This window comes from Bacillus sp. GMa5/1 (genome assembly GCF_050172015.1).
Lineage (GTDB): Bacteria > Bacillota > Bacilli > Bacillales > Bacillaceae_G > Bacillus_A > Bacillus_A cereus.
Window position 1 is genome coordinate 14,096 of sequence record NZ_JBNLYC010000044.1, and the last position, 20,387, is coordinate 34,482.

The window sequence follows — 20,387 nt, forward strand, 5'->3', positions numbered from 1 at the left end:
TTGTGTTTTAGCATAAGAGGGGGTCAAGATAAGCACTAACCGCTTCTATGCACCGCAGATGCTCTCTTCCATCAAAAAAAGAAGTTTTTATAAAAAATAAACCTCTCTGCAAGCAGAGAGGTTTATTCAGGAAACTAACTCAAATGGCTTATTGTAATAATTTAGAAACCATTTGTGGAGTTTGGTTTGCTTGAGAAAGCATGCTGATACCAGCTTCGTTCAAGATTTTGAACTTAGTCATTTCAGACATTTCTTTCGCCATGTCAGCGTCTTCGATTTGAGAAGCTGAAGCTGCCATAGAGTTTTCTTGGCTCTTAAGGTTGTTTACATTAAAGTCAAGACGGTTTAATGTAGCACCTAGAGTAGCTCGGTTATCAGCCACTTTTGTAAGAGCGGCATCAAGTTGCCCAACTGCAGTTAAAGCTGATGGTTTTGTAGTATCTATTTTTGCAGTATCTTTAATTGCATCAAATGCTTTTACAATGTTATCGTAAGCAGTAGCTGCTGTTGTTTCATTTGTTGCAGCTGTTGCAAATGCAGTAGCTGCTGTTCCAACTTTACTTGCATCTGCACTTTCAAATCCAGCTGCTTTAAAAGCAGCTCCAAATTTAGCTACAGCTGTTTTTTGCGCAGCCACATCTGTACCTGCTGCTGCCATTTCTTCTTGTAATGTTTTATAAGCAGCATTAGATTTTTTTGCATCATCTGTTAAAGGAGGTTCAATTGCTAAGTCTGCGATACCTAGATCTGTAAGGCTTGCACCCTCTAATTTAATTCCAATCTGTTGAGCTGCTGCATCAGAGTCTAGAGTTTGGATTTTAATTTCTTGTGTAGACTTTAATAGATTTTTGTCGTTGAATTGAGTATTGTCAGCAATGTAAGTGATTTGCTCTTTTAATGCAGCAAACTCCTTGTTTAAAGCAACTTGGTTTTTTGTAGTATTTGTACCAGTTGCAGATTGGTTTGCAAGGTCACGCATACGAAGTAAGATGTTAGATACAGAGTTTAAAGCTGAATCTGCAGTACGGATTAATGACATACCATCTTGTGTGTTACGAGCAGCAACGTTTAAGCCGCCTTCACGAGCTTTCATACGAGTTGCGATTGCAAGACCCGCTGCATCGTCAGCTGCGCTGTTGATACGTTTACCACTTGATAAACGGTCCATAGAATTGCTCATTTTTGCTTGGTTTTGGCGCATGTACTCTTGCGTACGCATGCTGTTAATGTTTGTATTAATTCTCATGTTAAGAAACCCCCATTTTTTTATATTGACTTTTCTGCAAATTGAAAAACGGTAATATGCGAAAAAATCAATTTCGAGATTTATTGTAATCCCTGTCATAGCGGGTGTCAACTAAAAATTCGAATTAATAAATATAAAAAAATAACAGTTTAACAATATATTCATTTTTTTATTACATAATTATTAAAAGGATTATTGCAAACTTTAAAAAAAAACTCTAATATTAGATTATCTTTGTTTACCGAAAAGGTGATATTATGATAGTTGGAAATATAGTAAAAGAAGTGCTTGCATATAAGAAAGGGCAAATTCAGCAAAGGCTAAGTAGTCCACAAGCATTCGTTAGTAGTCGTTTTCAAGAGAAGTTGCAGAGTGAACCTGCGAAGGAGACGAAGGCTACTACGCAGCCGGCAAACATAGAAGATATGAGTCAGCCGGTACAATCTACGAAAATAGAAGCGGTTGTTAATAAACCGGTAGAAACTATTAATAAAGTAGAGGAAGCGAGTAAGTCTGAAGAAAAGGCTGAAACGAAGAAAGCAGATGAAGTGCAAGTTGCGCAAAAAGAGTTTGAACGACGTTTCCCAGAAACGAAAAATGAGGCTGCTGATACGTGGGAATTAACGAAGAAGTATAATATTCAAAAAATACGTTCTTCCAATGAAGGGAAGTATGAGGATATTATTGATCGTGTAAGTCGTACATATGGAATTCCAAAAACGTTAATTCAAAAAATGATTGAAGTAGAGTCTAATTTTAATCCGAAAACGGTATCACATGCAGGTGCGATGGGTCTTATGCAGCTTATGCCAGCGAATGTGAAGGAGATGGGTGTGAAGAATCCATTTTCACCAGCTGAAAGTATTGAAGGTGGCGTGAAAGAGTTAAGCGGTTATTTAAAGAAAAATAACGGCGACTTAGTATTGGCGCTTGCTTCTTATAATGCTGGTCCTGGTAATGTGAGAAAGTACGGAGGCGTACCGCCATTTAAAGAAACGCAAGGATATATTAAAAAAATATTAAATATCGACGTTTCAAAATAAGAAGTTTCATATATAGAGAGAACATGAAATTTTCGTGAACATGATATGGGAGTTGGCTAGATTTGAAATTACAAGATGATATTCCGTTAACAATTTATTTTGAAATCGGAAATACGAAAAAGAAAATTGAAGATCTGCTTCATATTACGAAAGGTACATTGTATCGTCTTGAAAATTCAACGAAAAATACGGTGCGTCTTATGCTTGAGAATGAAGAGATTGGAACCGGAAAGATTTTGACGAAGAATGGAAAGATGTACGTTGAAATCGTTGAATTGAAAAGGTAGGGAAGGGGATTGTCATGAGTGGCGAAAAATTAAGCCAAGAGCAAATTGATGCCCTGCTGAAGGCGGTAAATGAAGGCGAGGAAATGCCAGCTTTCGCACAAGAAGCAGGAAAGCAAGAGAAATTTCAAGAGTATGATTTTAATAGACCAGAGAAGTTCGGTGTTGAGCATTTACGTAGTTTGCAAGCGATTGCTTCTACGTTTGGGAAACAGACGTCACAGACGTTATCAGCTCGTATGCGTATTCCAATTGAACTAGAGCCTTCAACGGTTGAGCAAGTTCCATTTACGAGTGAGTATGTGGAGAAAATGCCGAAAGATTATTATTTATATTGTGTAATTGATCTCGGTTTGCCAGAGCTTGGAGAAATTGTTATTGAGATTGATTTAGCATTCGTTATTTATATTCATGAATGTTGGCTTGGCGGAGATAGTAAGCGTAACTTTACGATGCGCAGACCGTTAACAGCATTTGAGTTTTTAACGCTTGATAATATATTCTTGCTTCTTTGTAAAAATTTAGAGCAATCATTTGAAAGTGTTGTTGCGATTGAACCGAAATTTGTAACGACAGAAACAGATCCGAATGCATTAAAGATTACGACAGCGAGTGATATCATTTCATTACTTAACGTAAATATGAAAACAGAGTTTTGGAATACGACGGTGCGTATCGGAATTCCATTCTTATCTGTTGAAGAAATTATGGATAAGTTAACGTCTGAAAATATTGTCGAACATTCTTCAGACAAGCGTAAAAAGTATACGTCTGAAGTGGAAATGAAAGTAAATCAAGTGTACAAACCTGTTCACGTTGCAATTGGTGAGCAGAAAATGACAATGAGTGAGATTGAACAAATTGAAGAAGGCGATATTATTCCGCTTCATACGAAAGTTTCGGATGAATTACTTGGTTATGTAGATGGAAAGCATAAATTTAATTGTTTTATTGGAAAAGATGGAACGCGTAAGGCGCTCCTATTTAAAAGTTTTGTAGAGTAGGAGGATCCATATGAAGCATGAAGTATCTCCCGTGTCATTAATGGGATTAGAAGATTTTGCAGGAAAGCGAAATGAAGCAGGTAAAGCACATATTGATACTGTTTCAGATATTTCGATTGAACTTGGTGTAAAGCTTGGAAAGTCATCTATTACACTTGGTGATGTAAAGCAGTTAAAAGTTGGCGATGTTCTGGAAGTAGAGAAAAACTTAGGACATAAAGTAGATGTGTATTTAAGTAATATGAAAGTCGGCATCGGTGAAGCAATCGTAATGGACGAGAAATTCGGTATTATCATTTCTGAAATTGAAGCTGATAAGAAACAAGCGGCGCTTATGAAAGCGCAAAGTCAAATGCAAGATAAAGAGTAGAGGAGGAGTCATATGTCGTATATGACGACCTTATTTCAAGTCGTTTTACTGTTTGGTGCGCTCGGCTACGGTGCATATTATATGACGAAAAAGACGCGCAAACAGCAGTTTTTTAAGCAGGGTGAAAATGGCCATATTCAAGTAAAAGACGGTGTGTATTTAAATCATCAAACGAGTGCCTTTTTATTTGAAGTGGACGGAAAGCAAGTGTTCACTGTTATTAGTAATAACGGTGTGCAGTCTGTGCAATTAACCGGAACAGGAAATCAGTTTCAACAAGCACTAGAAGACGCGGTGAAGAGTGAAACGAAAAAAGTAGAGGATCCATCATGAGAATAAAGAAACAGTTATCATTATTAGCCGTTATTTTCGTATTTTCTATCGTTTTTTCAATTATTTTTGTAAATCCAGCGTATGCAGCCCCGAACGGTTTTATTAATTTCGAAAATGGAAAAGAGTTTACGAGTAATTCAAGTGTACAACTATTTGCGCTCGTTACCCTTTTATCATTATCTTCTTCTATCGTTCTATTATTTACACATTTTACTTATTTTATGATCGTTCTAGGGATTACACGTCAAGGACTTGGGGTAATGAATTTACCACCAAACCAAGTGCTTGTTGGACTTGCATTATTTTTATCACTCTTTACGATGCAGCCTGTACTTGGGCAACTGAAGAGTGATGTGTGGGATCCGATGACGAAAGAGAAAATAACAGTAAGTCAAGCTGCGGAAACGACAGCTCCTATTATGAAAGAATATATGTCAAAGCATACGTATAAGCATGATTTAAAAATGATGCTGAAAGTACGCGGAGAAGAGTTGCCGAAAGATTTGAAAGATCTTTCACTATTTACGCTCGTACCATCCTTTACGTTAACGCAAATTCAAAAAGGTTTACTAACAGGGATGTTCATTTATTTAGCGTTTGTATTTATAGATTTGATTATTAGTACACTTTTAATGTACCTCGGGATGATGATGGTACCGCCGATGATTTTAAGTTTACCGTTTAAAATACTCGTTTTCGTATATTTAGGTGGATATACAAAAATCGTCGACATTATGTTTAAAACAGTCGCCTGAAGCGTTTGATGCTATGTGATAGGAGTCATATAAATGAATACGTCACCAATTATAGATATTTTTCAAACCTTTTTTTATAAAGGGGTTATGATTTTAATGCCGGTTGCCGGCGTAAGTATGATTGTCGTTATTATCATCGCTGTCATTATGGCGATGATGCAAATTCAAGAGCAAACGCTGACGTTTTTACCGAAAATGGCGAGTATTGTCCTCGTTATTATCATTTTAGGTCCGTGGATGTTCCAAGAGTTAACGACACTTATTTTAGATTTATTTGATAAAATCCCATCGCTATTGCGTTCGTACTAAGATAGGTGAACTGAAATGAATATGGAATTATGGGCGGCAACGTTTTTTGCGTTTTGCCGCATTACTTCATTTTTATATTTTTTACCGTTTTTCTCAGGACGATCCATTCCAGCAATGGCGAAGGTTACAGTTGGACTTGCTCTTTCAATTACAGTGGCTGATCAAGTGGATGTCTCTCACATCAAGACAGTTTGGGACGTTGCAGCTTATGCAGGAACGCAAATTGTAATTGGATTATCACTTTCAAAAATTGTAGAAATGCTGTGGAACATTCCGAAAATGGCCGGGCATATTTTAGACTTTGATATCGGTTTATCACAAGCAAGTTTGTTTGATGTAAATGCGGGCTCACAGTCTACTTTACTATCAACCATTTTTGATATATTTTTTCTCATTATTTTTATTTCACTTGGCGGCATTAATTATTTCGTTGCCACGATTTTAAAGTCGTTTCAATATACAGAGGCGATTTCAAAATTGTTGACGACTAGTTTTTTAGATAGTCTACTCGCAACGCTATTATTTGCGATCACATCAGCGGTTGAAATTGCTCTTCCGCTTATGGGAAGTTTATTCATCATTAACTTTGTTCTAATTTTAATTGCAAAAAACGCTCCGCAATTAAACGTTTTTATGAATGCATACGTAATTAAAATTACGTGCGGTATTTTGTTTATTGCGATGAGTGTACCGATGCTCGGTTATGTGTTTAAAAATATGACGGATGTATTACTTGAAGAGTATACGAAACTATTTAACTTTTTCTTAACGAAGTAGGGGGACGCGCATGGCAAAGGATAATAAAACAGAAAAGGCCACCCCGCAGAAGCGTAAAAAATCGCGTGAAGAAGGGAATATTGCCCGGAGTAAAGATTTAAATAATTTATTTTCCATTCTAGTATTAGCAGTTGTCGTTTATTTCTTCGGAGATTGGCTAGGGTATGAGATTGCAAATTCCGTAGCGGTGCTGTTTGATCAAATTGGAAAAAATACAGATTCAACCGAGTATTTTTATTTAATGGGGATTTTATTACTGAAAGTATCGGCTCCGATATTAATACTCGTATACGCTTTTCATTTATTTAATTATATGATTCAAGTCGGCTTCCTATTTTCTTCTAAAGTCATTAAACCGAAAGCGTCACGTATTAATCCGAAAAACTATTTTACGAGACTGTTTAGTCGTAAAAGTTTAGTAGATATTTTGAAATCACTGTTTTATATGGGATTAATCGGTTACGTCGCTTACGTTCTTTTTAAAAAGAATTTAGAGAAAATTGTCAGTATGATTGGATTCAACTGGACTGCATCACTTACTGAAATTATTAGGGAAATTAAATTTATTTTCTTAGCAATTTTAATTATTTTAATCGTTCTTTCTATTATTGATTTCATTTATCAAAAATGGGAGTACGAGCAAGATATTAAGATGAAAAAAGAAGAAGTGAAACAAGAGCATAAAGATAATGAAGGGGACCCGCAAGTTAAAGGAAAACGAAAAAACTTTATGCATGCAATCTTGCAAGGAACAATTGCGAAGAAGATGGATGGCGCAACATTTATTGTAAACAACCCGACTCATATTTCGGTCGTACTTCGTTACAATAAACACGTCGATGCAGCACCAATTGTCGTTGCAAAAGGGGAAGATGAGCTCGCGTTATATATACGAACGCTTGCCCGTGAACAAGAAATACCAATGGTGGAAAACCGTCCGCTTGCTCGTTCTTTATATTATCAAGTCGAGGAAGATGAGACGATTCCAGAAGATTTATATGTAGCTGTAATTGAAGTTATGCGCTATTTAATTCAGACGAATGAACTTGAAGTATAATAGCGCGTTTGGAGGAGATCTCTTTGTTTAAGATAGATTCTGCAAGAACCTATTTTTCTATCTTTTTAGCAGCGTCATTCGTAGTGGCGCTCTTAATTCCACTTCCACCATTTATACTTGATATTATTATCGTTTTTCTACTAAGTATGTCAGTGCTTATTTATATGCGAGCGACAAGTATTAACGAGTGGGATGAATTAAAGTCATTTCCAACGATGCTGTTATTAATCGGGATTTTCCGCGTATCGATTAACGTTTCGACGACGCGAGCGATTTTGACAGATGGAAATGCTGGTCATGTTATTGAAGAGTTCGGTCAGTTCGTAATTGGCGGAAACTTATTAATTGGTATCGTTATTTTTACAGTATTAATCATATTTCAGTTTATTGTTGCAAACGGTGCGTCTCGTACAGCTGAAGTAGCAGCTCGTTTTACACTTGATTCTTTACCAGGGAAACAAATGTCTATCGATGCTGATTTAAACCAGCGTATTATTTCAGAAAAAGATGCACAAGCAAAACGAAAAAAATTAAATATGGAAACAGAGTTTTACGGGGCGATGGATGGTGCCGGAAAGTTCATTAAAGGGGACGTTATTTTCGGGATTGTCATTTTATTCGTAAACATTATTTTCGGTTTAATTGTCGGAATGATGCAGCAAGGGATGAGCTTTGCGGATGCGGCTCTTCATTATACACAGTTAACTGTCGGTGACGGAATCGTAAACCAAATTGGATCGCTTATGCTTGCGATTTCAACAGGTATTATCGTAACTCGTGTATTTGACGGTTCACCGGATACAGTAACAGAAGGTATCTTTAAAGAGTTATTAGCACATGAAGTCGTTGTATATGCACTCGGTGGTTTATTTATCGCAATGGGTATTTTTACTCCGCTACCGTTTCTACCATTCGCACTCGTTGGCGGAACAATTATCTTCTTAGGAATTCGTAATAAAAATCGAATAAAGAAAGAAAAAGAAGACGAGCTTCAAAAAGAAATAGAAATGATTCAAGGCGAAGATGAGCAACTGCAACAAGTAGAAGATTCATTTGGAGTATTTACGGATAAATATCCAATTATAGTAGAACTCGGTTTAGATTTAGCAGCACTTGTAAAGCAAAAAATTAACGGGGAAACAGCTCGTGATAAAGTTGTTCTTATGAGGAAGTCAATTATTACTGACCTTGGTATTAACGTTCCTGGAATTAACTTTAAAGATAATACGAGCTTTAGGCCACGCGGACGTTACATTATTCGAATTAAAGGTGCGAAGGCGGCTGAAGGTGTTTTAAAATCAGGTTATTTATTAGCACTGAAAACACCAAACGTAATGGCTGATTTAGATGCAGAGCCAGCGAAAGATCCAATTTTTGGTGAAGATGGATATTGGATTTTAGAGCATATGGTGCAAGATGCACAAATGAAAGGCTATCAAGTGTTAGAGCCACTTAGCATATTAATTACACATTTAGATGTTGTCGTTAGACGTAATCTTCATGAATTAATTCAGCGTCAACATGTAAAAGACTTAATTAACTCGCTTGAAAATGATAATGGCGTTCTATTAGAAGAGATTAAGAAGAAAGAAATTGATTTATCACTCGTTCAAAATGTTATTAAACAACTTCTAAAAGAAGGTATTTCTATTCGTGATTTACCAACAATTATTGAAGGTATTATTGACGGCAAAGAAATTTATCAAAACCACGTTGATGGTGTGACATCATTTGTTCGTGAATGTATTTCAAAAGTTATTTGTGAAAATGCGAAAAATCCAGACGGAAAAATATATGCAGCGCTCTTCTCTGATTCAATTGAGTTAGATGCGGATGTTGTGAATAATTCATATCAAGGTTACTTATTAAACTGGGATTTAGATTTAGAAACACGTGTCGTTGAGCAAGTGCAGCGCGTCTTTAAGCAAGCACGTTTAATGGGAAGAGAACCAGTGTTATTAACACGTAGAAAAGATTTTAGATTTGCGATTGTAAGACTGCTAGAACGTTATCAAGTGGAAGCACAAGTACTTTGTATTAGTGAATTAGCACCAGAAATTGTTGTGGATCAAATTGCCTATATTGAATAGTAGGGGGTGAAGTAATGGAAAGTACAGAAAAGAAAGAAGCGTTAATGCGAATAAAAGCAGCTTCGAAAAATGAATTGTATCGAAAGTTATTTGACCAATATGGTACAGATTATTATTATGTTGTCGATGAAAGTGTAAAACGAAATATACCGTTTTTTTGGAAAAAGGATTATGAAATGTTAGTTGCTTTTCCAGAAGAAAAACAGGAAGAAGTGAATGAAGGTACAGCTCAATTTCATGAACAGTTAATGGATGTTGTGAATGATCCTTCAGAACAAATTGTGAAGGCGAATGGAATTCAATCAGTACTGCACAATTTAGAAAACGTAACGACTTCTATGTCATACGCGGCGATGCAAACAGGAAATAGTGAAGAATGGGCAAGAAAAAAAGAGAAACTATTAAAGCTGTTTGAAAAAGGAATCGTCGTTGTGAAACCGATGAAAGAAACGGAAGTAACGAAAAAGAAAAAAGTTGTGAAACAAGTCGTTCCGGTAAAGAAAGAAGAAGTAGTTCCAAAGAAAGAAAATCAAGAATCTGTACCGTTTATTATTCAAAAAGTAATTCGGATGCTAGAACAAAACGATGTGGAACAATATTTCATTCATGCATATGCTGAAAAGTTAAAAATAAAGTTTGAAAATGCAACGATGATTACGGAAGAAGAAGTTATCAGGTACATATTGGAAGATATGAAATCTCATTTTAATACGGAAAACGTCTTTGAAAAAGAAGTACAAACAATTGCATTAATAGGTCCAACTGGCGTTGGTAAAACGACGACACTTGCGAAAATGGCATGGCAATTTCACGGTAAGAAAAAAACAGTTGGTTTTATAACGACCGATCATTCGCGCATAGGGACAGTGCAGCAATTGCAAGATAACGTAAAGACAATTGGATCTGAAGTAATTGCTGTGCGTGATGAAGCTGCAATGACAAGAGCGCTTACGTATTTTAAAGAAGAAGCACGCGTCGATTATATTTTAATTGATACAGCAGGGAAAAATTATCGTACGTCAGAAACAGTGGAAGAAATGATTGAAACGATGGGACAAGTAGAACCAGATTATATTTGTTTAACGTTATCAGCTTCTATGAAAAGTAAAGATATGATTGAAATTATTACAAACTTTAAAGATATTCATATAGATGGTATTGTGTTTACGAAATTTGATGAAACAGCAAGTAGTGGCGAATTGTTGAAAATTCCAGCAGTATCATCAGCTCCTATTGTATTAATGACAGATGGCCAAGACATAAAGAAAAATATACATATCGCTACAGCTGAACATTTAGCAAAACAAATGTTACAAACATCGTAGAAAAGAGGTGAAGAATAAGGCGCTTGCCTTATTCAAACGAATATGAACGGTCTTTATATAGGTTCTATGGGCATGATGAATTACATGCAGCGCATTAATGTTCATTCGAATAACGTTGCAAATGCTCAAACGACAGGATTTAAAGCAGAAAATATGACGTCTAAAGTATTTGATGTACAAGACACATATCGCCGCGGAGATGGGGCGGTAACAAATATCGGTTCGGTCGATTACGCTGTAGTACCAGCTGCAACGCATGTGAATTTAGTACAAGGAAATATACAAATGACAAATAGCGCTACAGATTTCTTTTTAGATGACGGCGCGGCCGGCACAACATCATTTTTCGTTACTTCTAAAAATGATGAAACGTTTTTAACGAGAGATGGTAGTTTCACATTAAATAGTGATCGTTATTTACAAACGTCATCTGGTGCTTTCGTAATGGGAGAGAATAATGAGCGTATTCGTATTCCAGAAGGAGCAAAGGTTGCTGTACAAGCAGACGGTACATTATATGATGAAGTAACACAAAATAATATTGGTCGTTTACAAACAAAAACAGTAGATGCAGAAACGAATGCTCGTCTCGTACAACGTGAAAATAAAAGCTTTACACTAGCAGAAGGAAACATTGCTAATTTACCGAACGGAACAGGAATAGTAAAAAATCATATGCTAGAAAATTCAAATGTAGATATGACGAAAGAGATGGCAGATCTTATGACAGATCAAAAGATGATTCAAGCATCACAGCGCGTTATGACGTCATTTGATAAAATTTATGAAAAAGAAGCGAATGAAATATTGAGATAGTGGACTCCTAATAAAGGAGTCTTTTATTAATTTTAAATTTCAGAATTATCAATTGACTTTGCGGAGTTTCTTTTTTATATTAGTAGGTATAACTATAACTACTAAAGAGGTGAGGGTATGACAAAGGCATTATATTTAGAAGATGCATACAAAACGAGTTGCGAAACAGAAGTGATAAGAGTAGAAGGGAATAAAGTATTTGTAAAAGAAACAGTTTTTTATCCAACTGGTGGAGGACAGGAATGTGATACGGGTGTCATTGTACAAGATGGGTCTGTATTTGAAGTTGAAAAAGTAAAGAAGGAGCAAGGAGAAATAGTTCACTATATAAAAGACGAAGCACAAGTAAAGTTAGGTCTAGTTAAATTAGAGATAAATTGGGAAAGGCGTCATAATTTAATGCGTCATCACTCTTTACTGCATCTTATCGGAGCTGTTGTTTATGAAAAGTATGGAGCTCTATGCACTGGAAATCAAATTTATCCTGATAAAGCACGTATCGATTTTAATGAGTTACAAGAGTTATCGAGCGTGGAAGTAGAAGAAATCGTTGAGGAAGTGAATAAACTTATTAAGCAAAATAAAGAAATTTCCACTCGTTATATGAGCCGCGAAGAAGCAGAAAATGCTGTAGGAATGATTAAAACAGCAATAAATCTCCTACCAACTACTATCCAAGAAATCCGCATTGTTACAATTGAAAATTTAGACGAACAAGCTTGTGGAGGCACACATGTGAAAAATACGAGTGAAATAGGAACACTTGTTATTGATAAAGTAAAAAGTAAAGGGAAGCAAAATCGTCGTTTTGAAGTAAGGGCGATTTAGATTGTGAGGGGTTACCGATGGATGAAATTATAAAGGAATTACAAAAGTTAGGATTTTCTCAGTATGAATGTAAAGCGTATATTGGACTACTAAAACATTCCCCAGTAACAGGCTATGAAGTGAGTAAACAAACAGGAGTACCTCGTTCTATGATTTACGAGGTACTCGGTAAGTTAATGGATAAAGGAGCGGTGCATATTGTACCTTCTGAACCAGTTAAATATGTACCAGTACCAGCTACCGAATTAATGAATCGAATGCGAAAAGACTTTGAAAAGTCCTTTGAGTTTTTAGACCAGAAATTAAATGATTTAGAACAAGAAAGACAGATTGATGTAATTTCGCATATTCGTTCAAATGATCGTGTTTTGAAAGAAATATGCAATATAATTAGTAGAGCTAAGGAAGAGTTATGGATTTCTGTATGGGAAGATCAAGTGCATGAAATTGAACCATACATTCATCAAAAGGAAGAGGAAGGCGTACATATATTTTCAATCTTATTTGGAGCTCCAGAAACAAAAATAGGAGCGACATTTCACCATAATTATATGACGCCCCACGTTGTTGAAAAGAGAATGGGTGGTCATTTAACTGTTATTGCTCGTGATGGAGAGGAAGTATTAATTGCGAACTTTTCAAATGATAGCACTTCATGGGCCGTTACAACGTATGACCCAGCGCTAGTTCTCGTTGCTACAGAGTATGTGCGGCACGATATTATGGTTGAAGAAATCACAAAGGAATTTGGAGCTGATAAGTTAGATACGTTATGGCGTGAAAATATAGATTTAGTTCATGTCGTAACAGGAAAACGAACTTTAGAAGGAATGGAGGATGATAGAGATGAGTAAAGCTGAGGCACATGTAGCTTTGCAGAGTGACGATACATTTCAGCAAGGAGTAAAAGATTGTTTACCAACTGTATTTGGTTACTTGAGCATCGGTATAGCAGCTGGTGTAATTGCAAAAACAGCTGGTTTCTCCATCATTGAAATTGCATTTATGTCCACTTTAATTTATGCAGGTTCTGCCCAATTTATATTAGCTGGTATGTATGCAGCCGGTGCTCCTGCTTCCGCAATTATTTTTACTGTATTTTTTGTTAACTTGCGCCACCTTCTTATGAGTGCTGCACTTGCACCGTACTTTACGAAAATTCCTCTATTTAAAAACTTAATCATCGGTTCGCAAATTACAGATGAAACTTTCGGCGTTGCAGTGCAGCATGCTGCGCAAAAAGGATATTTAGGTGAAAGATGGATGATAGGGCTTAATGTAACAGCGTATTTAAATTGGATTCTTGCCACTATCATTGGCGGGCTATTTGGTGAGTGGATACCAGATCCACATACATACGGCATGGATTATGCATTACCAGCGATGTTTATCGGATTATTTGTTCTTCAGCTCATAAGTAGTAAACCGAAACTAGCAATTCATTTAAGTGTTGCAATTGTAGCGATTATTATCGCATACGTTTCACACGTATTTATGCCAGATAGTATAGCGGTTATTATCGCAACCTTACTAGCTGCGACGATTGGAGTGGTGATTGAAAAATGGAAATGAGATTAGACGTATTATTACTTTTATTAGCAGCAGGAGCTGTTACAATCGTGCCACGTATTTTACCTCTACTCGTATTTAGCAAACTACAAATTCCTGACTGGGGTTTAAAATGGTTAAATTACATACCAATTGCGATATTAGCAGCGCTTTTAGCACAAGTTTTATTTATGCATGAAACGATGCAGTGGGATTATCTTATTGCAGCAATTCCAACATTTCTTGTAGCGATATATACTCGTAGTTTATTAGGTACAGTATTAACGGGAGTGATTGTGATTATTTTGTTACGTTTCCTTTTCTAAAAAGGATTACACTCATATCATAGCGAAAAGTGTAATAACATGAAAAATATAGGGGTGGTGTTATGATACTTTTAACGATAGGAGCAATTTTGTTAACGTTATTTATTTTCTTTATTATCGGCTTTATTACGTTTATGATGTTTGTTGATAAGGCGACACCTCAAATATATTATACACCTTGTGAATCAGTGACAGTGAAAACTAAAGGTAAACATAGAAGGAAGAAAAGTTGAAAGTTGGCTTTTCTTCCTTCTTCTATTACATCCCGGAAAGAACTAACAACAATAATCCAAATAAAAAACTAGTCAAGGAAAGAAAACCGATACATATGGAGAATACACGATTATTTCCCCATTCACGCCAGAAAGTTATAAAACCTAAAATACAAAGGAAAAACCAAATGGGTAGGAATAGGAACTCACTAATTTTCTCGGGAAGTAACGAATAAAAAGTTGTTACATATAAGATCCAATTAGTAAAAAATAAAAGGCAAACGATAATAGATTGTAAGTAGGGGCGGTTGAAAAATCCTCCTTTTTTTACGGTTATAAAAATGATAGTTAGCGCTGAGATAAAGGCAATGAGTATGAAAACAAGTAAGAGTAATGTCAGCGTCATTTGAGTCTCCTTCATAAGCTTGTTTTTATCCTGCATTAACGGGCAGTAAGACCCCCGCCTCAAAATTCAGCGTAAGAAAAGAGGTTATGTGGGGGATGAACAACCCCCACTGATTAAAGTTTCACTTTACAAGAAATGAATCTATTAAATTGTATGCTTGTTTTGTAGAGTGCTCGTTATATTTTTCAGTGTACGGATTTAGAAATCCATGTTCACCGTGTAGTTGTTTTATTTCTAATAAAGGATTCTTTTGTTGCTGCAATGTTTGAATTAAAGAGGATACTGAAAAACTAGCTTCTTTTTCAGGGAATATAAGTAGTGTAGCGCATGTAGGCTTTATGTGAACATAGTCGCGTATACGAGAACCGTAACATCCGATAATAAAATTTATTTTCGGATTGTTACTACATAGCCATGAGATGGTAGCTCCAACACTAAAGCCGATAAGTCCAATATGTGTATAACTACTAGAAAGATGAGAAATGAATTCTTCAATTTGCTTTTTTCCATCATCAAATCCAATATGATTTACAAAATGTTCATATGCCTTTTCTTCATCACGATAATGAAATGCATGTTGTAAGTGTAGAAGATTAGGACAGAATACGTCTATATGAGATGAAGTAAAGTGCTGGGTAACGTGATGCATATGGTCGTTCACACCATATATTTCATGAACAATAACGAGAGCTAATTTTTCCTTCATAGTTATAAAGTACCTCTATGAAACTTAAATTCTTTCTCAACAAGACAAATACGCAGGTGGAAGTTTTCATACCATTGCTCACGACCTCTTTTTTTCGCTTCTTTATGTAAGGTGTTCTTCTTCCAATTTTCAATCGCATCAAGTGATTCCCAATAAGAAATTGTTATTCCGAGTCCAGAATTACCTCGTGCACTTTCTACACCTAAAAATCCAGATTGTTGCTTTGCAAGTTTCTCCATTTCTTCGGCAACGGTATTATAGTCAGTTGTATTATTTGATAAATTAGAAGTGAATATAACTGCATAATAAGGCTGGTTTTTTTCTAAATTAGATGCCATTATTTTTCCTCCTTAATGTATAGTACGAATAATTAATCCATAGTTTGTATTTTAGCAGGTCACAAAGAGAAAAGAAGTAGAAAATTCTTATTTTTTCAGCTCATGTAAAATAAAGAGTTGAAGAAATTTATAATAAGTAATCTGAAAGAAGAAAAATGCCACTTCAAAAGAGAAGTGGCATTTCTTATATTTCCTCTAAGCTATTAACTGGAACAGTTAATTCGCGTCCTGGGTTTTTTACTTCATATATGCGGGCGGTTTCATTGCTTTCATCGACGTGTTGAATCATAACAGACATGCCTTGAAAATTGACATTGGCTTGTTCTGCTGACATAGAAAGCTCTATTGCACGTTGTATATTCATTTATATTCCTCCCATCATTATTATCTTTGCTAAAAAAGAGGAATAATATACCATTTAGAGACATTCTTAAAGTTTTTGTATTATTTGTAATATTTCTTTAATAAATGAAGTGAAGATGGAATCAGGATAGCTATCTATTGCTTGAACGGCTTCTTTTGCCTCTTTTAAGGCAGATTTTTTATCTTGAAGTTCTATATAGCAAAGGGCACGATAAGACCCAGCTGTTAATACCCACGATTGATCAAGTGGATGACTCATATAATCTGGTATGGTAGCGTGTTTTAATATTGCCAAAGCTTCCTTATAACGTTTTAAGCCATACAAAGATTTTCCTTTTTCAAGATAATATAATCCATCGTCTTGAAAGATTGGTTCATCTTTTAGTTTTTCTCGAAATTGTTTTAGATGTTTTAATGCGATTGTATATTCATTAGTAATTGTGTTGTAATAGTATGCTTTTAAAATATCAATAATTGCGATGGATAGAATATCTTCTGTAAAAATGGCAAATTGCTCAGATTTTTTTATGTAATATAAATATTGTTCTTTATCAGCTGTAATGACTTTTTGGTAAGATAAAATCCGGTAAAATTCATCTGTTTTATAATACACTTGATGCTTTTTTGAAAATGCAAGTGCATCTAAAATGACTTTTTCACATTTTTCATAATTGCCGTATGCGAGTAAAATAATGGCTTCTTTTAAGTATAGTTGTATATGTGTAATCAGATCCATTTCTAAATTCTTTGCTTTATATTCATCACGAATTGTAGCAATCATCTGTAAACATTCTTTATATTTTTTACGTTTGAAGAGCATATAGTAAAACAGTAGTTTCGTTTCAGTGCTTTCTCGATATAAAGTATATTTTTCAAATATAGAAACAGCAGTTTCAACGTAATATTCAATATGATAATCGTTCATAATAACTGCTCCTGTTAGGAACTGTTTATATAAGCGAGCTGTATTTAAAGTAGAAGGTAGCTCTGTTTGAACGATAGGTAGTAAAGTCTTGTATACTTCATCGCATTTATTTGCTTTTATTAATGGCTCCATTTTTTGAATGAGTTCTACAATTTCTCCTTCATCTTCTTCTAATAAAAAGCTCATTTCACATTCAAGTTTTTCAGCAATATATTGTAATGTTTTCATAGAAGGTGTAGCTTTTCCATTTTCAATTTGACTAAGCATACTTTTTGTCAGTTCCGAACCTACTAGCTCTGTTTGTGTAAGCTTTTTTTCTTTTCTTAATGTTTTAATTTTTTCGCCGAGAGTTGCCATATTATTGCTCCTTTATATTTAAAAAGTTAAATTATATTTAACTTTATGTTGTGGAAATCGGAAAATTGATTATATAATAAGTTTAACACAATTTAACTTTTAAGGGGAGAGAGTCAAAAATGGGAGATATAAGTATAGGACAACATGATTCAAGAATGAAGATTGCAACGAGAAACATCATTTTAATGATGATTGGAAAAATGACGTCTTTATTAGGCGCAGGTATTTATACGTTCGCAATGGGGTTATACGTATTAAAGACTACTGGTTCAGGGATGGGGTTTGCAACTACGCTCGTTTGCGGATCACTTCCAAGGATGATCTGTGGTCCAATTGCTGGTGCTGTAGCAGATCGCGTCAATCGAAAATGGCTTGTCATTGGTACTGATTTATTAAGTAGTTTAACGATGCTTAGTATGTTTATTCTTGCTACTATATTTGGACCATCACTTCTTTTTATTTATATTTCAGCAGCATTATTATCAATTTGTGCAAGTTTTTATTCCGTTGCATTAACTTCGTCTATTCCGAGTTTAGTAGATGAAGGACGTATTCAAAAAGCGAGTGCTTTAAATCAAACGGCGGCTTCTTTATCAAATATTTTAGGGCCGATTATTGGCGGAGTTGTATTTGGTTTCTTTTCAATTCAGTCGTTCTTTTTGTTGAATAGCATTACATTCTTTTTAGCGGTTATTTTGCAATTATTTATTGTATTTGATTTATATAAAAAAGAAGTGGCTGAGAGTAAAGAGCATTTCTTGACGAGTATAAAAGAAGGTTTTTCATATATAAAACGAAAACATGAAATATATGGTTTAATGAAAATAGCATTGTGGGTAAACTTTTTTGCGTGTGGTCTAACCGTTGCACTTCCATACATTATCGTACATACATTACATTTATCTTCAAAGCAACTTGGTACTGTAGAGGGAATGTTAGCAGTCGGGATGTTAATTGGTGCGATTGCTTTATCGGTGCGTAAAGAAGTGAATAATCCGTTTCGTTCAATTTATACTGGACTGTTTTTGTTTGCAGGTTTAAGTTTATGTACAGTCTTTCCGTTGTTAGTTATCATTCCAAAAGTAGCAAGTTTTATTTACTATATTGCTTTTATGATGTTAACTGGTATAGCAATTATGATTGTAAACATTCCAATGCAAGTACATATGCAAAAAACGACAGATCCGAACTACCTAGGGCGTGTGTTTGGCCTACTTGAAACAATTGCGACTGCAATCGCACCACTTGGTATGATTGTATATGGACTACTATTAGATATGTTGCCAACTAGCATTGTTATGATGACATTAGGCGTAGGTTTATTGTTAGTTGTATTAGTAGGAGTAAAGAAGCATGTAATGAAAAAGCAAGTGGATGTGTCTGTCTAAAAGGAAATGTGACTTAATAAAATAAAAATGACTAAATTAGTATTTTAGTTTTTGAAACTCTTTTTCATGTATGTTAAAGTAAAGTGAGCTTGCAAAGAAAAGGAGACAACAGCATGAAAAAATTAAGTTTTGTTATGCTTTTTCTATTAGTCGTAATGGCTGGATGTAGCAATTATGACACATATATTGAAACAGGTATGCAATCATTGAAAGATGAAAAATATAGTGATGCAACAATGTGGTTTGAAAAAGCAGAAAAAGAGAAATCCGGGAATGAAGCGAAATCATATAAAGAAATGGCCGAGAAAATGGATCACGGAGCAACAGCATTAAAAGACGGTAAGTATTTAGAAGCGAAAGACATTGCAAATGAAGTGTTACAAATGAAAAAAGACGATGCACTTGAAAAAGCTGTAACATCAAATGCAGAGAATATGCTTCAAAAAGCAAAAGATGTGGAAGAGAAAGTAAATGAAAGAGTGGCAAAGCGTAGAAAGGTAGAAGAAGAAGGAATCGATAAAATTATTAAAGCTGTCGATAGTATAGATGAAGTGAAAGAAAAAGAGAAGAAAGTATCAGAAGCATTAGATAAGGCTGAAGAGGCGCAAGCGAAAATTGAGGCAAAGAAAAATAAATAGATTTATAGTTTAAAAGGCTGTCGTGCATAACGACAGCCTTTTAATTTTTTGTTGCAAATGAAGTGATGCTCTGTAATAAAAAAGAAATGATTTTAGAATTCCATCTGTCCTCATGATGAATCGTATAAATATTACGCTGAAATTCAAATTCAGGGATTGGTATATAGCATAGCTCATTTCGTTGTATTTCTTGTTCGATAGCAAGTTTAGAAATCAAGGCAATTCCATTACCATATTTTAAAATTTGTTTCATCGTTTCTAATGAATCTAATTCAATTTCTGATTGGAATGTAATGTTGTGCGCTAACGTCCATTGTGTAAGTAAATCTCTCGTTGTAGATGGGTTACGATGCAATAGTATGCGTTCCTTTTCTATATTTTGTAACGATACATTGTCTTTCTTTGAAAAATGATGTTCTTTGGAAAAAGCAAGAACAAGTGTATCGGGCATTATATTCGTTTGTTTTAAAAGTGGTTCATCAAATGGAGCAGCGGAAATTATCCCAAGATCGATTTCGTGATTTTGTAGCATCATTCGAATTTCAGGGGCTGTTTTCACTAGTAGCGTTATTTTTATATTGGGAAATTCACATTGAAATTGATGAACGACTGCTGGCAAAAGATAAGTCGCTGGTACATAACTAGCGCCAATTGTTATAGCACCTTTATGAAAATCTTTAAACTCTTGCGTGACACGTCTAGCTTCTTTCATAAGTGCATCTATTTTACAAGCATAATGGTGCAAAGCCTCACCAGCCTCTGTTAAGAAATACCTTCCAGAACGTAATTCGAATAAAGACACACCGAGTTCTTCTTCTAAGCTTTTTATATGAAAAGTAATAGTTGGTTGTTTAACGCCAAGTTTTTCTGCAACGATTGTAAGCTTTTTGTATTTCTTAATAAGTACTACAATTTCTAATTTTAAGAGATTCATTATGAATTG

The 20,387-nt window shown here is 35.0% G+C and carries 26 protein-coding genes; 19 read left to right on the forward strand and 7 right to left on the reverse strand.

Annotation, left to right across the window (positions count from 1 at the left end; translation table 11 throughout):
• Window positions 1-148: 148 nt before the first annotated feature.
• On the reverse strand, window positions 149-1,246 hold the full coding sequence (locus ACQGSG_RS13260; RefSeq protein WP_098877782.1) for a flagellin: 1,098 nt from the start codon (window positions 1,244-1,246) through the stop codon (window positions 149-151).
• 257 nt (window positions 1,247-1,503) lie between these two features.
• Here ACQGSG_RS13260 and ACQGSG_RS13265 point away from each other — a divergent pair, with 257 nt between their 5' ends.
• The 17 genes from ACQGSG_RS13265 to ACQGSG_RS13345 all read left to right on the forward strand — a co-directional run bounded on the left by ACQGSG_RS13265 (window position 1,504) and on the right by ACQGSG_RS13345 (window position 14,344).
• Entirely contained in the window at window positions 1,504-2,289 is a 786-nt protein-coding gene (locus ACQGSG_RS13265) for a lytic transglycosylase domain-containing protein (RefSeq protein ID WP_063246147.1), read from the forward strand.
• A 62-nt stretch (window positions 2,290-2,351) separates the two neighbouring features.
• The gene (locus ACQGSG_RS13270) at window positions 2,352-2,576 is read left to right on the forward strand and encodes a flagellar motor switch protein FliN (protein WP_000775712.1); all 225 of its coding nucleotides are present in this window, start codon (window positions 2,352-2,354) and stop codon (window positions 2,574-2,576) included.
• A gap of 14 nt (window positions 2,577-2,590) precedes the next feature.
• A complete protein-coding gene (gene fliM, locus ACQGSG_RS13275) occupies window positions 2,591-3,577 on the forward strand; it encodes a flagellar motor switch protein FliM (RefSeq protein ID WP_016117526.1) in 987 nt (328 codons plus the stop codon).
• Between the two features lie 10 nt (window positions 3,578-3,587).
• On the forward strand, window positions 3,588-3,947 hold the full coding sequence (gene fliN, locus ACQGSG_RS13280; RefSeq protein WP_000680010.1) for a flagellar motor switch protein FliN: 360 nt from the start codon (window positions 3,588-3,590) through the stop codon (window positions 3,945-3,947).
• 12 nt (window positions 3,948-3,959) lie between these two features.
• Complete coding sequence (locus ACQGSG_RS13285; protein WP_000121176.1) at window positions 3,960-4,280, forward strand: hypothetical protein; 321 nt, start codon at window positions 3,960-3,962, stop codon at window positions 4,278-4,280.
• A complete protein-coding gene (locus tag ACQGSG_RS13290; protein ID WP_001220582.1) occupies window positions 4,277-5,035 on the forward strand; it encodes a flagellar type III secretion system pore protein FliP in 759 nt (252 codons plus the stop codon). The genes ACQGSG_RS13285 and ACQGSG_RS13290 overlap by 4 nt, the downstream gene beginning before the upstream one ends.
• Before the next feature lie 33 nt (window positions 5,036-5,068).
• The gene (locus tag ACQGSG_RS13295) at window positions 5,069-5,344 is read left to right on the forward strand and encodes a flagellar biosynthetic protein FliQ (RefSeq protein ID WP_001098085.1); all 276 of its coding nucleotides are present in this window, start codon (window positions 5,069-5,071) and stop codon (window positions 5,342-5,344) included.
• Window positions 5,345-5,359: 15 nt separating this feature from the next.
• On the forward strand, window positions 5,360-6,121 hold the full coding sequence (locus ACQGSG_RS13300; protein ID WP_001055718.1) for a flagellar biosynthetic protein FliR: 762 nt from the start codon (window positions 5,360-5,362) through the stop codon (window positions 6,119-6,121).
• A gap of 10 nt (window positions 6,122-6,131) precedes the next feature.
• Window positions 6,132-7,178: a flagellar type III secretion system protein FlhB gene (gene flhB, locus ACQGSG_RS13305; RefSeq protein ID WP_001030111.1), complete on the forward strand. Its 1,047-nt coding sequence runs from the start codon at window positions 6,132-6,134 to the stop codon at window positions 7,176-7,178.
• 23 nt (window positions 7,179-7,201) lie between these two features.
• Window positions 7,202-9,268 carry a flagellar biosynthesis protein FlhA gene (gene flhA, locus ACQGSG_RS13310; RefSeq protein WP_000472534.1) on the forward strand — a complete coding sequence of 689 codons (2,067 nt, stop codon included), beginning with the start codon at window positions 7,202-7,204 and terminating at the stop codon, window positions 9,266-9,268.
• A gap of 14 nt (window positions 9,269-9,282) precedes the next feature.
• Entirely contained in the window at window positions 9,283-10,593 is a 1,311-nt protein-coding gene (gene flhF, locus ACQGSG_RS13315) for a flagellar biosynthesis protein FlhF (protein WP_025967105.1), read from the forward strand.
• A gap of 42 nt (window positions 10,594-10,635) precedes the next feature.
• A complete protein-coding gene (locus ACQGSG_RS13320) occupies window positions 10,636-11,409 on the forward strand; it encodes a flagellar basal-body rod protein FlgG (RefSeq protein ID WP_001013935.1) in 774 nt (257 codons plus the stop codon).
• Window positions 11,410-11,526: 117 nt separating this feature from the next.
• Window positions 11,527-12,237, forward strand: coding sequence for an alanyl-tRNA editing protein (locus ACQGSG_RS13325; protein ID WP_098604916.1), 711 nt, complete (start codon window positions 11,527-11,529; stop codon window positions 12,235-12,237).
• Between the two features lie 17 nt (window positions 12,238-12,254).
• Window positions 12,255-13,091 carry a TrmB family transcriptional regulator gene (locus ACQGSG_RS13330; protein WP_084064962.1) on the forward strand — a complete coding sequence of 279 codons (837 nt, stop codon included), beginning with the start codon at window positions 12,255-12,257 and terminating at the stop codon, window positions 13,089-13,091.
• Window positions 13,084-13,809, forward strand: coding sequence for an AzlC family ABC transporter permease (locus tag ACQGSG_RS13335; protein ID WP_098604915.1), 726 nt, complete (start codon window positions 13,084-13,086; stop codon window positions 13,807-13,809). Before ACQGSG_RS13330 ends, ACQGSG_RS13335 begins: the two co-directional genes overlap by 8 nt.
• A complete protein-coding gene (locus ACQGSG_RS13340; protein ID WP_000425938.1) occupies window positions 13,800-14,111 on the forward strand; it encodes an AzlD domain-containing protein in 312 nt (103 codons plus the stop codon). The genes ACQGSG_RS13335 and ACQGSG_RS13340 overlap by 10 nt, the downstream gene beginning before the upstream one ends.
• Before the next feature lie 62 nt (window positions 14,112-14,173).
• The gene (locus ACQGSG_RS13345; protein ID WP_000602236.1) at window positions 14,174-14,344 is read left to right on the forward strand and encodes a DUF3951 domain-containing protein; all 171 of its coding nucleotides are present in this window, start codon (window positions 14,174-14,176) and stop codon (window positions 14,342-14,344) included.
• A gap of 25 nt (window positions 14,345-14,369) precedes the next feature.
• On the opposite strand, the gene ACQGSG_RS13350 is transcribed toward ACQGSG_RS13345, so the two are convergent.
• The 5 genes from ACQGSG_RS13350 to ACQGSG_RS13370 form a co-directional block, all read right to left on the reverse strand.
• Window positions 14,370-14,729 carry a hypothetical protein gene (locus ACQGSG_RS13350; protein ID WP_098591930.1) on the reverse strand — a complete coding sequence of 120 codons (360 nt, stop codon included), beginning with the start codon at window positions 14,727-14,729 and terminating at the stop codon, window positions 14,370-14,372.
• Window positions 14,730-14,850: 121 nt separating this feature from the next.
• The gene (locus tag ACQGSG_RS13355; RefSeq protein WP_098604914.1) at window positions 14,851-15,435 is read right to left on the reverse strand and encodes a dienelactone hydrolase family protein; all 585 of its coding nucleotides are present in this window, start codon (window positions 15,433-15,435) and stop codon (window positions 14,851-14,853) included.
• 2 nt (window positions 15,436-15,437) lie between these two features.
• Window positions 15,438-15,773: an antibiotic biosynthesis monooxygenase family protein gene (locus ACQGSG_RS13360; protein ID WP_000157888.1), complete on the reverse strand. Its 336-nt coding sequence runs from the start codon at window positions 15,771-15,773 to the stop codon at window positions 15,438-15,440.
• 184 nt (window positions 15,774-15,957) lie between these two features.
• Window positions 15,958-16,137, reverse strand: coding sequence for an H-type small acid-soluble spore protein (locus ACQGSG_RS13365; RefSeq protein ID WP_325842273.1), 180 nt, complete (start codon window positions 16,135-16,137; stop codon window positions 15,958-15,960).
• Window positions 16,138-16,203: 66 nt separating this feature from the next.
• Complete coding sequence (locus ACQGSG_RS13370; protein ID WP_025967107.1) at window positions 16,204-17,418, reverse strand: helix-turn-helix domain-containing protein; 1,215 nt, start codon at window positions 17,416-17,418, stop codon at window positions 16,204-16,206.
• 119 nt (window positions 17,419-17,537) lie between these two features.
• Between ACQGSG_RS13370 and ACQGSG_RS13375 the strand changes: the two genes are divergently transcribed.
• Window positions 17,538-18,806 carry an MFS transporter gene (locus tag ACQGSG_RS13375; protein WP_025967108.1) on the forward strand — a complete coding sequence of 423 codons (1,269 nt, stop codon included), beginning with the start codon at window positions 17,538-17,540 and terminating at the stop codon, window positions 18,804-18,806.
• Window positions 18,807-18,919: 113 nt separating this feature from the next.
• Complete coding sequence (locus ACQGSG_RS13380; RefSeq protein ID WP_000736428.1) at window positions 18,920-19,444, forward strand: DUF4398 domain-containing protein; 525 nt, start codon at window positions 18,920-18,922, stop codon at window positions 19,442-19,444.
• A 40-nt stretch (window positions 19,445-19,484) separates the two neighbouring features.
• On the opposite strand, the gene ACQGSG_RS13385 is transcribed toward ACQGSG_RS13380, so the two are convergent.
• Entirely contained in the window at window positions 19,485-20,378 is an 894-nt protein-coding gene (locus tag ACQGSG_RS13385) for a LysR family transcriptional regulator (RefSeq protein WP_001050594.1), read from the reverse strand.
• Between the last annotated feature and the right edge of the window lie 9 nt (window positions 20,379-20,387).

Coding starts and splice junctions, on each gene's coding strand:
- ACQGSG_RS13260 (WP_098877782.1), bottom strand. CDS start 1,246: ATGAGAATTAATACAAACATTAACAGCATGCGTACGCAAGAGTACATG.
- ACQGSG_RS13265 (WP_063246147.1), top strand. CDS start 1,504: ATGATAGTTGGAAATATAGTAAAAGAAGTGCTTGCATATAAGAAAGGG.
- fliM (WP_016117526.1), top strand. CDS start 2,591: ATGAGTGGCGAAAAATTAAGCCAAGAGCAAATTGATGCCCTGCTGAAG.
- fliN (WP_000680010.1), top strand. CDS start 3,588: ATGAAGCATGAAGTATCTCCCGTGTCATTAATGGGATTAGAAGATTTT.
- ACQGSG_RS13285 (WP_000121176.1), top strand. CDS start 3,960: ATGTCGTATATGACGACCTTATTTCAAGTCGTTTTACTGTTTGGTGCG.
- ACQGSG_RS13290 (WP_001220582.1), top strand. CDS start 4,277: ATGAGAATAAAGAAACAGTTATCATTATTAGCCGTTATTTTCGTATTT.
- ACQGSG_RS13295 (WP_001098085.1), top strand. CDS start 5,069: ATGAATACGTCACCAATTATAGATATTTTTCAAACCTTTTTTTATAAA.
- ACQGSG_RS13300 (WP_001055718.1), top strand. CDS start 5,360: ATGAATATGGAATTATGGGCGGCAACGTTTTTTGCGTTTTGCCGCATT.
- flhB (WP_001030111.1), top strand. CDS start 6,132: ATGGCAAAGGATAATAAAACAGAAAAGGCCACCCCGCAGAAGCGTAAA.
- flhF (WP_025967105.1), top strand. CDS start 9,283: ATGGAAAGTACAGAAAAGAAAGAAGCGTTAATGCGAATAAAAGCAGCT.
- ACQGSG_RS13320 (WP_001013935.1), top strand. CDS start 10,636: ATGAACGGTCTTTATATAGGTTCTATGGGCATGATGAATTACATGCAG.
- ACQGSG_RS13325 (WP_098604916.1), top strand. CDS start 11,527: ATGACAAAGGCATTATATTTAGAAGATGCATACAAAACGAGTTGCGAA.
- ACQGSG_RS13330 (WP_084064962.1), top strand. CDS start 12,255: ATGGATGAAATTATAAAGGAATTACAAAAGTTAGGATTTTCTCAGTAT.
- ACQGSG_RS13335 (WP_098604915.1), top strand. CDS start 13,084: ATGAGTAAAGCTGAGGCACATGTAGCTTTGCAGAGTGACGATACATTT.
- ACQGSG_RS13340 (WP_000425938.1), top strand. CDS start 13,800: ATGGAAATGAGATTAGACGTATTATTACTTTTATTAGCAGCAGGAGCT.
- ACQGSG_RS13345 (WP_000602236.1), top strand. CDS start 14,174: ATGATACTTTTAACGATAGGAGCAATTTTGTTAACGTTATTTATTTTC.
- ACQGSG_RS13350 (WP_098591930.1), bottom strand. CDS start 14,729: ATGACGCTGACATTACTCTTACTTGTTTTCATACTCATTGCCTTTATC.
- ACQGSG_RS13355 (WP_098604914.1), bottom strand. CDS start 15,435: ATGAAGGAAAAATTAGCTCTCGTTATTGTTCATGAAATATATGGTGTG.
- ACQGSG_RS13360 (WP_000157888.1), bottom strand. CDS start 15,773: ATGGCATCTAATTTAGAAAAAAACCAGCCTTATTATGCAGTTATATTC.
- ACQGSG_RS13365 (WP_325842273.1), bottom strand. CDS start 16,137: ATGAATATACAACGTGCAATAGAGCTTTCTATGTCAGCAGAACAAGCC.
- ACQGSG_RS13370 (WP_025967107.1), bottom strand. CDS start 17,418: ATGGCAACTCTCGGCGAAAAAATTAAAACATTAAGAAAAGAAAAAAAG.
- ACQGSG_RS13375 (WP_025967108.1), top strand. CDS start 17,538: ATGGGAGATATAAGTATAGGACAACATGATTCAAGAATGAAGATTGCA.
- ACQGSG_RS13380 (WP_000736428.1), top strand. CDS start 18,920: ATGAAAAAATTAAGTTTTGTTATGCTTTTTCTATTAGTCGTAATGGCT.
- ACQGSG_RS13385 (WP_001050594.1), bottom strand. CDS start 20,378: ATGAATCTCTTAAAATTAGAAATTGTAGTACTTATTAAGAAATACAAA.